Here is a 16,537-nt window from a genome sequence, read left to right on the forward strand (position 1 = left end):
CACTTATTAATTAGAGAGTTTGGTGCAGATTCTTTCCATATCGCGATCACGCAAGTGTCTATCTTGAGGAAATTTGTAATTGGCAACCAGACTTTCTTTAGAAATTTCAAATACTTTTCCATCAGCTAAATTAGTATTTAAAGCTTCTCCACCAAACAGGGTAATGCGTTTTCCATCAAAACGAGAATTAAAATATTTTTTCCAAAACACATCCGAACCTGGTTGAATCATCATATGAATTCCTTTGTCCATTTTAAGAGCATATTTAATGGCTCTTGAGGCAAGTTCACTTCCCAATCCATGTCCTCTGGCATTATTGTCAACATAAAGCTGATCTATTTCTAACAAATTTCTGCTTTCTAACCTGTCCGATGAGGCGAGTTGAACATAGCCGTGTATCTCTCCTGTTAATTTGTGCTTTGCTGATATCTGTATATTGCCGTTTTGCATAGTTGAGATTTCAAATTTGTAAATAGCCATATTTTGCCCCCATAAAAGCCTAGATAATTTTCACTTAGTATAACATATAATCTATTTTGCGGGCTTCCATTAGATGAGTGCAGCTAAGCAGTTATTCAGAATTGTCAATCGCACTGAGAGTCTGAGATACTATGTCTTCGATGATATCACTGTCAAAATAGTTGGTTAAAATAACAACAGTCAATTGCCGGTCTGGAAAATAGTAGTACTGGCCTTGGTATCCTGAGCTTGCCCCATTATGGGACCAGGCTATCTCTCCATTAATTTCTTCACGTCCTATTCCAAAACCGTAATCATCTGTAAAGGTAAGCATCATTGTTAAATAGTTTGGAGATAAAAGTATTTTATCTTTCAACAACGCCTGGACAAAGATATTAATATCTTCAGCAGTACTAATTATTCCACCATCAGCCAAGCCAAAACCATCATCATGGTCTGTTACGTCAACCACTTTGCCATCTTCCAAGGTATAGCCATGTGTTGATAAATAATGATGGTCGTCATCAAATTCTTGCTTTTCTATATATGTATTTTTTAAATGAAGAGGTTTCAGGATGTATTTCTTAATTGATTCGGCATAGGATTCTCCGGTTATGTTTTCGATAATTAATTGCAGCAACAAATAATTAGTATTGCTGTACTCATAAGCTGTTCCTGGCTTAAAGTCAGGTTTTTGATCGTAGACTAGTTTAATGCATTCTTCTGGTGTCCATTCCTTGTCTGCCATAGTATCAATGAGATCACTGTAAGAATCATAATCCGTATAATTAGGAATGCCGCTACGCATTTGTAGTAATTGTTGCACTGTTACCTCATCTCCATTCGGTATACGTTCAATATCTATACTATCTGGCAATAAGTCTGCAATATGATCATCAAGATTTAACTGTTTATCTGCTACCAGTTTTAAGACAGTTACAGCCAAAAATGTTTTACTCATGCTTGCAAGACGAAAACTGTCCGTAATATTCATTGAAATATCATTTTCCTTATCTGCCAACCCTGCCGCGACGGAAATTGTGCCTAAATCAGCACTTGATATCAGTAATACTGCTCCAGGGGTTAATGAGTCTGCGAGATTGTCTTTTAATATGGTATGTAATTGCTTGGTTAAGGAAGGGCTCGCAAAGGCAAGTGGGCAATTATTAAAGACAATAAAAATGAAAAACGTATAAATCAATTTCCACTTGCATACATAACGGCTCATTGCAACTCCAATGTGGCAAGGGTTTTCTCACCCACCAAATGAGCTATATCTTAATTCTAGTCGATTTCAGGATAATTTCTTTACTTCCTGTATAAAATAGATTGTTCCTCCAGGTTCAAAATGAATCAAGGAATACAAAAGCCGATGTCTTGATTTTTGTTTGTGTCTTCGTCATAGTGCGAAACCGAGATTAACCAACGGTGGCAAGATACGACAAGAATTTTTTACGAAGCCTCATGTTTACTTTAACTCAAGGAGTATGAATACATGGTCAACAAGATTTGCCTGAGTTTCGCACTATTAATTAGCGTACCCTCCATTTTATTAGCAGAAGATAAGCTTATTTTTGCTGTGGACATTATTCGTCATGGCGACAGAACGCCGATTGTTGCTTTGCCTACTGTAAATTACCAATGGCAAGAGGGGCTTGGCCAGCTTACGGCAGAAGGTATGCAACAAGAATACAAAATGGGTGTGGCATTTCGCAAAAAATATATTGAAGAGTCGCATTTGTTACCTGAACACTATGAATACGGAACCATCTATGTCCGCTCTACGGATTATGCACGTACTCTGATGAGCGCCCAGTCATTGTTAATGGGGCTATATCCACCTGGAACTGGACCAACAATTCCTGCAGGAACTTCCGCTTTACCTCATGCTTTTCAGCCTATTCCCGTATTTAGCGCACCGTCTAAATACGACGAGGTTATTATTCAGCAGGTAGATCGTAAGGAACGGGAAAAGCTAATGGAGCAATATGTTTTTTCTACCAGGGAGTGGCAACAAAAAAATAATGAATTGAAAGACAAATACCCATTATGGAGCCGTCTGACTGGTATTAATATTGATAATCTGGGGGATCTGGAAACAGTTGGTCATACCTTATATATTCATCAAATCCATAATGCTCCTATGCCGGAAGGATTAGCTTCTAACGATATTGAAACAATTATCAATTCTGCTGAGTGGGCTTTTATGGCACAAGAAAAACCTCAACAAATAGCGAATGTTTATAGTTCAAAGCTGATGACTAACATAGCTGATTATCTGAATTCCGGAAGCATGAAAAAATCTAAACTGAAATATGTTTTGCTATCTGCTCATGATACTACAATTGCCAGTGTATTAAGTTTTTTAGGTGCTCCTTTGGAAAAATCCCCACCTTATGCCTCAAATGTTAATTTTTCTCTCTATGATAATGGAGCAAATTATTACACAGTAAAAATTACCTATAATGGTAATCCGGTTTCTATTCCAGCGTGTGGTGGTTCAGTTTGTGAGTTACAACAGCTTATAAATTTGGTACATGATTCTAAAAATTCAGTGTAACTACTCATTCTGGAGGTATTTGGCCGAGGTAAGTAATCCTAACCATCTCAAACTATCTGTTGTTGCAAAACAGCAATAGCAGCTGGTTTGAGATAATTCAATTAATCGATGAATTCCAAAAGATCTGGGCGCATGAAAGGGATACTCTAATAATCAAGATTCTGTTCATGGTAAGATGTGTTGTGGTCGTGCTCGGAATGCAATCCTTGATAGAGTACACACAAATCTGGATGGAAAAATTTATAAATTAAATATGACCTGACAGATACCTTTGAATAGCTGGTAACTGTCAGATCAAACTTGAATAACTAAGTCTTATATTTAGCTAAGATTAGTTTTTAGTCTTAGTTTCAAGATTCAACTTTTGATTTAAATCAATATCTAATTCTTGATTTGGATTAATATTCGTTGGTTTAGAAAATAATCCAAAGCGGTATCTATTAATATCTATTCCTTGATTTAAATCAATTCTTTGATCTGGATCAATATTTAACTCTTGATCTGGCTCAACATTTAATGCTTGATTTAGATCGATATTTAAACCTTGATTTGGATTAATATTCACTGGTTTAGAAAATAAAGCACGGTATCTGTTAATATCTATTCCTTGATTTAAATCAATTCTTTGATCTGGATCAATATTTAACTCTTGATCTGGCTCAACATTTAATGCTTGATTTAGATCAATATTTAAATCTTGATTTGGCTCAACATTTAAACCTTGATTTAGATCAATGTTTTGTGGTTTAAAAAATAACCCAAACCGTAACAGTGCATCTACCTCACGTAATTTCTCAGCAAAAGCTTTTTCGATAATAGCACTATCTAGTTGAGTATATTTTTTTTGAGCCAATGCATGGCCCTTTATTTTTTGCAGTTCAGATATTACAGATTCTTTGTATTTATTAACTGATTCTATAGAGTCATCAAAATTCACAGATTCTATAGGGTATTGACTAATCTTATTCACATAATATTTAGTTAAATCTAGATGTTCAAAAACTGCAGAGCGAGCAGTTGGTGCTGCAGATAGGAATGATCTGATAAATTTCGTCGGTTTTGATTCTAGGTCAACATATGAAATCATTGCCTTTTGTTCGCTAAGGGATAACGCGGCAAACAGATTGGGAAAACCACTAATCCTTTCATATAGTTTAACGCATTTGCTAATTGTTCTTAAATCTAATAATTTGCCATTCACTTCGCTCATTTTTAGAATCATCTGATAAAGTTTATCATTGTCAAATATTTTTTTCCCTAATTTTTGATAGACTTTGAATAGCTTTTCTTTAAGATCGTGTTCATAAGGTTTAAGATCATTCTTATAAGGCTTGGTGCTAAATATAGAGAAACGACATTTTCTTTGTTGGATTTCATCTAAACTATAAGTTTCTTTCAGTTGGTTATTCCATGGATTGACTAAGACAAAATCATACCCACCCGCACTTTTTGGATTAGGAATAATTCTATCAAGTCTCAAAGCATGTCTGCCATGTCTTACCCCATTAGAATCAACTTCTCCATACTTTATACTGATATAAACTGGCTCTTGAGGAGCTGTAGTTTTAAATCGTATGATCTCATGAATATCACGGGTATCATGAGCCATAAAACCCAATAATTGACCGACAAATTTCGTTGAGGTCTCATTATGCCTTTTTGATCCCTTTGATCCATTATGAGCAACAATACTTGCCAATGGTAGATTTGGATTCCAATCCGATGCCAAGTAATAAGAACTTAAGCGTTCTAAAATTTTTATGGCCAAAGAGTTACTTTTTACTCCGTCAGTAGTTTGGTCAATTTCTTGTATTTTCTTTTTGTCAATAAAAAACACGTCTTGATTATTGATCGGATCGTAATGATATTTGTATTTACCCTGCAACTTATCTTTTTGTAAATTTTGACTCAGATCACTAGATTTAAATCTTACTTCAATGCCATCTTTTGTTTCTTTAAATAATGATTTGATGGCTGCATAACCTTCTGGCCCCGAATTTAGTATACAATCCAAAGTCGCCAAAAGATAACAGTCTCCTGTTTTACCTTGACGTATAGTTACGAAACCGTCATTTTTGGGGAATAGTGGTGTTGTCATGATTTAATCTCCTAAAAATTCTAAGTTGAAAATTTAAGTTACTCGTATAAATTTTCTCGATTTAAACTCTATGAATTCTTATGCCATTACAGGACCGATGAATGTTCTTTATTTCAATAAGTTAATTGAATAATCAACTCACTTTCTTGCTTAAACAGCTATCCAACTATTCATAGATAACTGTATATTAATTAATCAATATTAATTAAATATTTTCATGAAGATCGTTTTTGCGACAAATGATGTGTAATATAACTCTATTTAAGGTTGCTTGTGCTCAAAAATAATACATAAATTTATCCTTGTAGATGTTATCGGAATTTTCAGTACCAATAGATAAATCATGAACTCTGTTTAATTCAAAAAGGCAGAACCCCATAATAATCTGACTTATTTGGTTATGAATGGCATCAACCACAGGAAGACAAAAGTCAAACCAATAGAACTTGAGAACACTCCCGTAAAACTATTTTACAAAAGCTCTAACAAGTACCATTCCGAAGGAAAATTTACGAATCGGAAAAATAGCCCATTTTTCATAAGTTAAGATTATCTTAATGTTTTTGTTTTATAATTAATCACTGTTTAAAGAAATTATCACTAAATTGGGAATAGTTATGTCTAAACTAAGAGCATTGGAAAAAGAAGCGAATGAATTGGCTCTCATTCTTGATCAGGCCCTGTTGAGTCAGTCAATAGAGGTTAAAAGAAGAGCATTATCTCAATTTGAAAATTCAGAATTAATACAAAACAAAGATAATTTGCGGGTTTTTATTGACCCTGAGCATCCCATTGTAAGCTTAATCATACTTGCTACAAAGACTTTACCTGAAAAAATAGAAAATCTGCAAAAAAAGGTACGTTTGCTCGAGATCCAATTGGCTGCTGAAACTGAGGAAACCCTTGATGAATCGAATTCGGATTCTGAAAGCGTTGATTACGATAACGGTATTGATGTAGAGACTGTTGTTCCTGTCAGCGTTACTCATCAAGAGCATGTCAGTGAGCCTGACACCAGGTCTGTGGCGATTGCACGACTAAGAGAAGTGTTGAAACCTTATATCGATTCTACTCAAGAAAGGACATATGAACACTATTATGGAATGGCAGGAACACTGTTCAGTTTTTTTGGAGCGGCAGGTTACAGTAAAACGGATAAACTAAACGCTATCACGAAATTGTTCCAAAATCTTGAGGGGGATGGCGCTGAGCCACTCAATGATACGGATAGAGATATACTGACTACAGGGGTTCTTGGAACTACCATGAAGCCGTTGTTAGAAGATGAGCATATTGGTAATGAATTGAAAGACTTGCTATCGATAAAAACCGATAATGTGAATATAATTTAAAAACTCATATTTGAACAGGAGTTTTCCTGTTCATCTGAAACACTTATCTCATCAAGCCATCCGATGCCGGATCAATGATCCGGCATCTTAGGCAAAATTCCTGATATATGAAAATCTTATAACGGGATTCAATTTAAAAGCGTATCTTTTTATCTGGATTTTTAAATTATTGATTTTTAGAAATAGTTAAGCTTATTTAAGGGCTAAGAACAGACTGCTCATGGCCAGGTTCTGGTTAATTCTCGGAAAATGCTTTGGAGTTTGCATTTCGTGCAAAATGCAATGCTAAATGTCTACCCACCAACCTTGATGCTTGATACACACAACCGGCCATCCCATTTCCATATGAAAATAAACCCTAACCGCGCTGATAAAAATCAGTTTGTCATAAATAATTGCTGGAGGGGCCATCAGCATATATTGAAACAAATGTTAGAGCAATATTAATAAAAAAACGTTAAATAGACAGGGTGTTAAATTATCATGGCCTTATATTGCAGGAAGTGCTTTATACAAGATACTAAGAGGAGTATATTTTATAAGACGCGCTCAGGACCGGTTCAGGCGAAGAGAAACAATACATTATAAACGGGCTCCAGAGAAGCTTTATAGAGCAGGAATAGTAATTTGATTAAGACATTCATCGATAAAAAAATACAGCTGCTATTCAGTTGCCTTATTTTTTTTATCTTCAGTACTCATGCTAAATCATTTGAAACACCTGATGTATGGGATGTTTTGCGCAGTGAATTCAAGATGAATCATGAAGCCTATCGCCCAGAGGTTCAAGATCAAATTCGCTGGCTACTGGATCATCCAGGGTTTGTGACTAAGGCCTGTAAACAGGCTGAGCCTTATCTTTATCATGTAACTCGAGAAATACAAAGAAGAAATTTACCCGGTGAGTTGGCATTACTCCCTATGATAGAAAGCGCTTACGATCCTTTTGCTTACTCAAAGGTTGGTGCTGCAGGTTTATGGCAAATAATGCCGGTGACGGGGAATCAATTAGGTTTAATTCAGGATTGGTGGTTTGATGGAAGACGAAGCATTAATCATTCAACTGATGCAGCCCTGACTCACCTGATGCATTTAAATAAAGTGTTTAACGGAAGCTGGATACTTTCCATCGCAGCTTACGATGCTGGCGAAGGAGCCATAGGCAGAGCTGTAAAAGCAAATAACACTAACGGAGGTAGCGTCAGTTTTTGGAATCTGGATGTACCTAAAGAAACTCAAATTTATGTCCCTCGATTTTTAGCTTTGGCTGAAATCATGAGCAACCCTCGGGCTTATAAAATAAATCTTCCTGCAACGCCATTTCGACCTTATTTTGAAGAGGTGAATATTGGCAGTCAAATTGACTTGAATCATGCGGCTAGTTTAGCAGGAATTTCGGTTAGTGAATTAACCAAATTAAATCCGGGTTATAATAGATGGGCTACCGCACCCTATAAACCCTTCACTTTGCTTATCCCTATAGCAAAAGTGACTCAATTTTATTTCAATTTATCCCATTCACCTGTTGATAAACGAGTGAGCTGGAGAAAACATCTCGTCCTTCCAAGTGATAGTTTACAAAGTATTGCCAGAAAATATCATACGACTGTTTCATTAATAAAAAAATTAAATCGTCTGTCAGAACACTCGATAAGACCCAATCAGATCTTGTTAATTCCGAGCGCCAAAAGTACTCCAGCATTGCCTTTCCACGAAATTTCAAAGTCAAAATTCTTAAGCCAGACACCAACAAAAGGTAAAGTATACAGGGTCATACATATTGTCCAAGCCAATGAAACGTATAATACTCTTGAGCGACTTTATAAAGTTACAGCTCAGGATATTATGAAATGGAATCATATTGGCTCGGGAGAAGCGTTGGTAAAAGGGCGACAGTTAATTATTTGGAAAAAGTCAAGCAATCTTGAATGGAACAGGACTTTCAAAAAAACTTAAGTTTCCGGCAATCCTGCATTCTAAACATAACCCGTGTTCAGTCAAAGTTTCACGCTTGCCTATTCGATAACTTATTAATAAATTTGGTTAAATTTCTCATATGTGGCAATTTTCATACTAACCTACTAATGATGAAGATTATATGCTGGATTTGCACCAAAATATTCGTTGTAGATACGGAGGTAGGAACCATCTTTTTCCATTTCCAGCAAAATGTGATTAATTTTATCAATCAATGCCGATTGGTTTTTAAGGGCTATGATCCCATATCCGCTTCCTATCGGTATTTTATCGCCAATCAATTTTAATTGATCGTCTTCAGTGGGGTTGAGATTATTCACGATGAATCGTGACGCTTGATAATTGATTAAAATCGCATCAATTTTTTTGGTTGTTAGTGCATTAACTAATTCTGCCGGATCTGTGTACTCTATAAGCGTATTGGTGGTTTCGTATTTTTTTAAAAGAGGAGATTGCTGAAAATTAATCTTAAAGAAACCAACTTTTTTAAAATTGATATCGTTCAAGGTATCAATCGAGTTGTTTTTTAATGTCAGAAATTGACCGTCACTGGGTAAGTAGGGCAAGCTGTACCGATAGTTAGCAGGTAATGATGTCGTGATAGGGGTTGAGCTAAAAACAATATGATAAACACCTTTATCCAGACCTTTTAACTCGCCTTCTTTAGGAATAGGGATGTATTCGCATTTTTCTTGCAAACGGTTGCATATTATATTCATGAGGGCAACAACGAAACCATAATAGTGATTTGCTTTGTCTGATATAGATGAGAAAGGAGGAGCAAATTGTAAGACACCCACCTTGAGTGATTCACTGTGAACTAGAACGTTGCTTATAAACAACAGTATAAATACTATCCGTTTCATAAATTGGGTCTCTTCTTAATCTGGTCCATTTTTAATAAGAGAAGTAATCTTTTTTAATTATAGGGCAATAGTTTTCATTTTGGATCGGTTTTTCAGAGTCAATTTTAGTGAAATAAAATATTGTTAGCTGCGCAATCAAGAGGCTTTTCAAGGTAGGGCTTGGAAGGGGTTGGGCAGTATCCGATTTAGAGATATCGTTAAATCCAGGTCACTGCCCTCTAATCTATTCTCCAGCTTATGGATTGCAATAAGAAAAACCTTCTTCGTCTTTGTGATCAAATAAAAATGGTTTTATTACAAGGTCACTAATTGTTTTTAGATCTTCCATCATGATTTTTTTTGCACAGAAGTTAATGGTGTACTTGATTAAAATTTCCGAATCTTTTTTGCCAAGCTCAGGATGCTCCTCTTCTGAAATATCAGACATTAGAGTTGAAAATTTGTGGCTTTTAGTTATCCGTTTTAAATAGCTGTTTGCTACTGGCTGATGTGCTTTAAGCTGATCCTGGTAATAGCCTAGAATGACTTGGAGGTATTCTTTCAATAAACATACATCGCCGTATAAAAAAGGGTAAGGTTCATTATTTTCTATTGCCTGATTGAGGCGATCATAACGAGCTTCCAGATCTTGAAGGAATTCTCGATTGTTACTTATTTTGGGGTTGAACTTGTGATGAGAAAGAAGAGTACTTCTTTCAACATTAAACAATTGTTGAAAATTAAAGATAATCTTTGAAATTTTTTTAAGATAATCTGTAGTACATAATATTTCAAAGGCTTCCTGGCTGGTTAATGGAATTGTTTTAGAAAACATTTTCATACGCATGACGTGATCTCTGGTTAATTTAGATTTAATTTAAATCTAAATGATTAAAATTCAGCATTATATAACAATGCATTAGATAGATAAATAAACATAGTGATTTTTTTATATTCTTTTTGGTTTTTATAATTTTAGCTGTTAATTACATAACCAATCCTGGATATATTACTCGTGTAATCATGGGTAAATTATTCATTTAAATCAATGGCATAAAAAATATTTGGCTGAATTTTTTCTGATTAATCTATACTTAGTGAATCGATTCCAAACAATAGTTATATCTATGATTCTAAAGCCGGGAAAATTATTGGTGGCTACTGCTTATCCAGATCCACCGTTTGATATTGAGCCAGGTGATGGTTTTGATGGTGATTTAATAAAAGAAATTTGTCGAATTTTAAATTTGCAGCTAGTCCAGATCAAATATGAGGGAGAAAATTTTAATGATATTTTTTTAGGCTTGGCTAATAAAAAATACGATGTTGTCATTTCAGGAACGACTATTACACCAAACCGCTCAAAACAAGTACTTTTTTCGAATCCCTATTTACAGTTTAATCAGGGTATCGCGGTTAATACTGAATTAAAGCCAAATGTTTCTTCTTTTGAGGATTTGACAGGTTTGGTGGCTGGTATACAGAAAGGCAATACCTCGGACGAAGTTGCTCAGGATTTATTACGTAAGAACATACTCAGTGATATTAAATATTATGCATACAATGAAATAGAATTAGCCATACAAGATCTGTCTGCCGGTAAAATTGGTTTGGTCATTAAATTATATCCTGTTATTTCCTGTTTAATTCGAAACTATACAAATTTGGCTGTTCCTTTGCAGGCTGAAACACATGAAAAACTTGGTATCGCGTTTGCTAAAGATAATTTTAAACTGCGGGATAAAGTCAATATTGTCCTAGCCGATCTTGTGCAAAATGGCACTTTAAGTCGCTTGCAACATAAGTGGATAAGTACAACCTAGGGTAAATTAGGCCAATGTCAGTTTCAACTCAGGAGATAACCTTATTTAAAGACAGGACTTACGATAAACTCCAATCTCTTTGTTAAAAAAAGTTTTTAACTCGGTCATTTAGTTTATCTAAACTCCCTCATTAAAAACATTTTTTGCCTCGACCTTGGAGTTTTTCGTAAGTCCTGAAAGAATCTTATTTTTCTTGAATCGTTCTGTAATTATTTTTCAAATCCTCTTGAACTTTTATACAGATAAGTTAATTATCAGGTTGAGCTCTAAAGATCCAATAGAGTGTTATTGGAGTACAAAAGGATTTATAACATGAAGATATTAAAGACGACCGAAAAAAAATCGCGAAAACCTACTCCTAAAGAGAACAGAGCTTTACCGCTTCAATTGGTACAAAATACTGAGCCGGATCGAACGTATTATCTGAGAAGTACTGTAGAAGGCATAGGGAGTTTTCTTTCTACTCGTGTAAGGGAACTTTATAACACTTTAGCCATGACTTTTTCTTTAGACTCTATGGATTGGAGCAGTTTCAAAAAATACATTTGGCCAACGATATCCTCTGGAGCAGCATTGCTGCTTGGTGATTATCTAACCCGATCCATGAGCGAATATCAAACGGGAAGCCCGGAATATGATTTTATTTTTAAATTTCTTTTTGGTACAGCGATATTAGGGTACTGTGCTTTAAATCGGATAACGGACAGGAAATTTACTTCCCAGGTTGAATTATCTGCTGCAGTAGCCAGTGAAGTCATGGCAATAACCTACATGTATAGTTCGGTTTTCAAAGGCACCACTTATTTATTGAATGATAGTATTTCTGATGAATATTCATTAATTGCCGGGCTAGGAACCAGCGCGCTGCTGGTTCCTAGCGGAATTTCTTATCTAACACAAAAAATACAAGAGTTTTTAGTGCGAATCCAATACAACAAGGGTGCGCAACGCTCGGATACAGCAGTGATTTCAAGCGGGCTCACACCCATATCCAATCTTTATTTTCAAATCAATCATTTTATTGCCAGCGAACTGATGATCAGTTCACGCGCATTTCAGCTGGGGCTCATTTCACACAACATTCGCTATGCGGATAGAATAATGCAGAAATTTCGTAACTTGCCTGCATTATTAGCGGATTTGGCACCATCGACGATAAAAAAAATGCGTATCCAGCAACAGAAGCTTGAGCATGATTACGAATACAATCATAAGCTACATCAGGTTTTAAGATTTACAGCAGATGGCCCAATGTTTATAAGTATCCCAAGGTATCAATTACGCACAGGGGATCTGGTTTATTGTGATAGCAGCATCGATTTGGCTTGTGTACCGGTTTCTGGGGAGCTGCTTGCTTTAAGGCGTGATTTAAAAGGAGAATTTACTCAAACCCTGGAACAAAAAAAATTTAGCGTTAACCTGAAAGCCCAAAATGGGGAAGATGTTTGGATAGAACATGAAACCAAGCCTGATTTTACCTCGCATTATAAAAAGGTGGATTTGCACGCTGTTAGAGATGGCAAACAGGCAGGAGTATTGGTAGGCGATAAATTAAATTTATATGGTAATGATAATATTTTTATTCAAATCAAACCCGAGAAAGAGCTTTTGTTAAGCAGTAACTATGAAAAAAAAGCAGTCATTAATGAGATTATTGCCGAACGAAAACAAAGAAGTGTTTTATATTCTATTTTAGGCTCCGTTATCATGGCTGCTTTTTTACAAAGGGATATTACTGCAATGCCTGCAGAAACCCTAAGGCTCATGTTCACACTCTTTCAGACTATGATTCCTTTTTCTGAAGCTTTTTTACGAGAAACTGTGAATAGCCGTTTGATGAAAAAATTGAATAGCGAGCTCGGGGATCAGCCTTTTGGAACCATAGATGCTCTTCGTGTGGTTGATTTATGTAATGCTCTTGGCGGTTATTATCGTGACAGATTTCCCAATGGTGTTGCCATTATTTCAGATAAAACCGGAACTCTTACAACTACAAGAATGGATGTATTAGGGTTATGGACTAATGATATGGCTCCTGAGGTTCAGAAGACATTAAAGGAAAAGGAGGGTTTGCTCCTGCCAGAAGAAACCCAATGGCTGCAAACTTTTGAAGTGTTTTGCAATGCGTTTACTAACAATAAAAAAGAATTGGAACCTGAGGAACATGCTATTTTGGAGTTATTTCAATCCTTACTCGATAATCGGCAGTGTCTGGAAGTGATTACTTTAGGGAATAATCATTTTAAAAAAGAAATGATCTCTAAAGACATTAAGAAAGAAATTGAAACGTTTCATTTGGGTTTATATCGTACGTTTGGCGGGCGCTTTACTTTGGTTCAGGATGGTTCTGATCATTATCTGGTCTTTTGCGGAGTGCCCAAACAAGAGGCTTTTAAGGAGACTCCTTTGCTAAAAGCCTATACGACTATGCAAAGTCGTACTGGAGTGTTATCTCGTGATTGGTGTTTGGCTCGAGGTAAACTCAGTGAACGCGAGTTTACTATTTTGAAAGAATTATTTAGCAAGGATGATAAAAAGCAGATTGAGCATTTTATTTTGCAAAATAAATTATTGCTCGAAAATTTGATGTATTACGGTACTTTTATTATTGATAATCCTGTAAAAAAAGGAGCAGAAAAATTTATTGCCCAATGTCGGGAAATATCAGTTCCAGTTTTTGTAGCAACAGGAGATACGACCAAGGCAGCAGAAAATATTGCTAAAGTATTGTGCCCGGCTAATGCAGGAAAAATTGTTACGCTGCGTGCCGATCAGATTGACGAAAAAGGTATTGAATTTTTAAATGAAGAAAATTATCCCTCTGACTCTACAGTTATATTTTCAGGTATTAATGAAGCGATATTGAACAGATTCCAAAAACTGATGGGTAGAGAAGGGGCAAAACGCCCCGTCGTTATTTTTGCTGAAATGAGTACTGAGGGAAAAGGTGTTTTAGCTCGTTATCTTAAGGACCATCACTATTTTGTTGTTGCCAACGGGGATGGTACTAATGATGTTATGATGATGAAAAATTCTAATGTGGTGATAGCGCATCATTCAGATGATGGAACTTTTGCTCCAGGAGTGGATGGCTTAACCAATATTAGTGAGGAGCAGCTAAGACGGTTGTTTGGTTCCCAGAAAACTTTTTATGAACTGTTTGACATTAATCTACCCAAAAGCCTGTTCGTTCAAAAATTTGCCCCTCTAGCCAACTCACAAGAAAAGCCAACCATGGCTTTGGCACTCAAAAGTGGAAAAATGACGTTTGATTTGGCTAAAACAGTTGGAGCAGATGTCACAGAAATGAATCAGCAGCATTGGTATAGCGTTGTTTTTGACTTATTATGGTTGTGGATTGCTTTTTATGAAATAAATGAAAGCTCCGATTTGCCAATGGATAATCGGAACATCAATGCTTCAAGATTGATTTCCAATACAATGGGGATTGCCTTAATAATCGCTGTTTTTCAATCCCTTGCTAATTATGCTCTGTTTAATGAATCTACGAACTTGACCAGTATGCTGATTATGTTGAGTTTTTTGCCTCTAATACTAAAGAGTATTTTCTCAGGTTTTAGAATGGTTCAGGACAGCTTGTACCCTCAGGTGGAAGTAACCGAAGTTGAGGAAGAAGGAGATACAAGTACTAATGGATCTGTCCTAAGCTATTTTGGAACTTTTTTTTCACGCAAGCCAGTAAAGCAATTGGAGGGTTTAAACTGTGCTCCCGCATTAAAATAGCCCCTTGCATAAAGGGGCTGTTTTTATTTTATCGCTCGGTCATAAATATTTTTGTGATGCTTATTGACCTCATGTAAACTGTGTATTTTTTAATTTTAAAGATAATCATACAGTTTCTTATGATTAATTTTTCCACTATTGGTCAAGGGCATCTCATCAATAAAGTATATTTTTGCAGGTATTTTATATTGAGCAATTTGCTCAATTAAAAAAGAATATAATTCTTCTTTTGTCAATTGGTTACTCTTTTTTACTACTACAAAAGCAATTGGTACTTCTCCTTCTGCTTCGTCAGGTACACCAATCACAGCCGCTGCGCTAATTGCTGGATGTTTATAAATGGTTGCTTCCACTTCACCAGGCATAATATTGGATGTATTGCGGATAATAATGTTTTTAATCCGACCTTTATAATAAAAATAACCTTGTTCATCCTGAATTCCGCAATCTCCTGTTTTAAACCAACCTTTTATAAATGCCTTGCGGGTTTCTTCAGGATTATTCCAATAACTATGCATCACCATATCACCTTTTACCAGTATTTCTCCTGTTTCACCACAACGTACGTCTTCTCCAGCTGCGTTTACAAGGCGTAATGTTACCCCATTCACCGGTTTGCCAATACAGGATTTTTGAGTCAAATCAGGGGTTCTGCAGACTGTTAGCCAAATGGCTTCCGTCATTCCATAACCCACTTGAATTGGTTTACCAGCGCAAGCCAGAAACTTGTCCTGGACTGCCACAGGTAGTGTATCCCCACCTGTATAAATTCCACGAAATGATTGAAATGTTTTTGTATTACAGCGTCCAGAGTCTAATAACTTTATATAGGTATCAATATGATGAACGGCCAGTGTTGGTTTTTCATGTCGCACTGTCGCAAGGTACCAATCCATATCAAAACCATCATGAACTAACGCGGTACCTTCTTGTGATAATGTAGAGAATGTTTCGATAAATCCACTTACATGGCATTGTGGCTCACAGATTATCATTTTGTCGTCAGCAGTAATGTTTTCCAGTGCCAATGAAGTCGAGTCAAGCATCGCTTCAATGGAAGAAAGCGTATGAACAACTCCTTTGGGTTCCCCCGTTGAACCGGAGGTATAAAAAATTACTGCAGGCGCTTTATAATCTATACCATTTTTTGGGCAATTCGCTGGTTCATTTAATAATTCATTAAAAGAAAAATAAGGATAATTCTGATTTTCCCCCAGGACAAAAATTTTTTTAATTCCTGTCGCTGACCAATTGATTTTCTCTAGCAAAAATAATTTACTTGCTTCGATAATTAAATAAATTGGTTGGGCATCGCGCAATACCTTTTCAAGCTCAGGTGGCGCATAGCGGCGATTAACAGGCATGGCAATACATCCTGATTGAAAACAGGCCAGGTAAATGGCTATAATTTCAAGACTATTGGGCAACATAAAAGCGATACGGCTTCCAGAGAGTGCTTTATTTTGAAAGTGAATTGCAATACGATTCACTGTACCAAACAATTTCTCATAGGATATGGGTTTGCCTGCAATAACCATAGAGCATTTTTTCATATTGCATTCAACTTCTGAAAAAATAAGCCTGTCTATTCTTTTTTTAGTCATTATGTTTTCCTGGATAGATTCATTTGTTACTTTTTATATTATGGGAAATAATTAATAATTATGGGCTAAAAATGG

Annotated in this window: 11 protein-coding genes; 5 read left to right on the forward strand and 6 right to left on the reverse strand. The window is 35.9% G+C overall.

Features of this window, described 5'->3' with window-relative positions; all coding sequences use genetic code 11:
- Positions 1–6: 6 nt before the first annotated feature.
- Both LPG_RS05555 and LPG_RS05560 read right to left on the reverse strand, forming a co-directional pair.
- Positions 7–480: a GNAT family N-acetyltransferase gene (locus LPG_RS05555; protein WP_010946851.1), complete on the reverse strand. Its 474-nt coding sequence runs from the start codon at positions 478–480 to the stop codon at positions 7–9.
- Positions 481–571: 91 nt separating this feature from the next.
- On the reverse strand, positions 572–1,687 hold the full coding sequence (locus LPG_RS05560; protein ID WP_010946852.1) for a serine hydrolase domain-containing protein: 1,116 nt from the start codon (positions 1,685–1,687) through the stop codon (positions 572–574).
- A 267-nt stretch (positions 1,688–1,954) separates the two neighbouring features.
- On the opposite strand from LPG_RS05560, the gene LPG_RS05565 reads away from it, so the two are divergent.
- On the forward strand, positions 1,955–3,019 hold the full coding sequence (locus LPG_RS05565; RefSeq protein ID WP_010946853.1) for a histidine phosphatase family protein: 1,065 nt from the start codon (positions 1,955–1,957) through the stop codon (positions 3,017–3,019).
- A gap of 331 nt (positions 3,020–3,350) precedes the next feature.
- Here the strand turns inward: LPG_RS05565 and lem6 are convergent, their stop codons facing one another.
- On the reverse strand, positions 3,351–5,117 hold the full coding sequence (gene lem6, locus LPG_RS05570; RefSeq protein ID WP_010946854.1) for a Dot/Icm T4SS effector Lem6: 1,767 nt from the start codon (positions 5,115–5,117) through the stop codon (positions 3,351–3,353).
- Between the two features lie 581 nt (positions 5,118–5,698).
- Between lem6 and ceg19 the strand changes: the two genes are divergently transcribed.
- A complete protein-coding gene (gene ceg19 / locus LPG_RS05575) occupies positions 5,699–6,469 on the forward strand; it encodes a Dot/Icm T4SS effector Ceg19 (protein ID WP_010946855.1) in 771 nt (256 codons plus the stop codon).
- A 627-nt stretch (positions 6,470–7,096) separates the two neighbouring features.
- Positions 7,097–8,425: a transglycosylase SLT domain-containing protein gene (locus LPG_RS05580; protein WP_010946856.1), complete on the forward strand. Its 1,329-nt coding sequence runs from the start codon at positions 7,097–7,099 to the stop codon at positions 8,423–8,425.
- Positions 8,426–8,550: 125 nt separating this feature from the next.
- On the opposite strand, the gene LPG_RS05585 is transcribed toward LPG_RS05580, so the two are convergent.
- Complete coding sequence (locus tag LPG_RS05585; protein WP_010946857.1) at positions 8,551–9,312, reverse strand: transporter substrate-binding domain-containing protein; 762 nt, start codon at positions 9,310–9,312, stop codon at positions 8,551–8,553.
- 235 nt (positions 9,313–9,547) lie between these two features.
- Complete coding sequence (locus LPG_RS05590; RefSeq protein ID WP_010946858.1) at positions 9,548–10,138, reverse strand: lpg1124 family Dot/Icm T4SS effector; 591 nt, start codon at positions 10,136–10,138, stop codon at positions 9,548–9,550.
- A 280-nt stretch (positions 10,139–10,418) separates the two neighbouring features.
- Here LPG_RS05590 and LPG_RS05595 point away from each other — a divergent pair, with 280 nt between their 5' ends.
- On the forward strand, positions 10,419–11,114 hold the full coding sequence (locus tag LPG_RS05595; RefSeq protein ID WP_015444615.1) for an ABC transporter substrate-binding protein: 696 nt from the start codon (positions 10,419–10,421) through the stop codon (positions 11,112–11,114).
- Positions 11,115–11,426: 312 nt separating this feature from the next.
- Entirely contained in the window at positions 11,427–14,858 is a 3,432-nt protein-coding gene (locus tag LPG_RS05600; RefSeq protein WP_015444614.1) for an HAD family hydrolase, read from the forward strand.
- Positions 14,859–14,953: 95 nt separating this feature from the next.
- Here LPG_RS05600 and LPG_RS05605 read toward each other — a convergent pair whose 3' ends face one another.
- The gene (locus LPG_RS05605) at positions 14,954–16,462 is read right to left on the reverse strand and encodes a class I adenylate-forming enzyme family protein (protein ID WP_010946861.1); all 1,509 of its coding nucleotides are present in this window, start codon (positions 16,460–16,462) and stop codon (positions 14,954–14,956) included.
- Positions 16,463–16,537: the final 75 nt, after the last annotated feature.

This window comes from Legionella pneumophila subsp. pneumophila str. Philadelphia 1 (assembly GCF_000008485.1).
Lineage (GTDB): Bacteria > Pseudomonadota > Gammaproteobacteria > Legionellales > Legionellaceae > Legionella > Legionella pneumophila.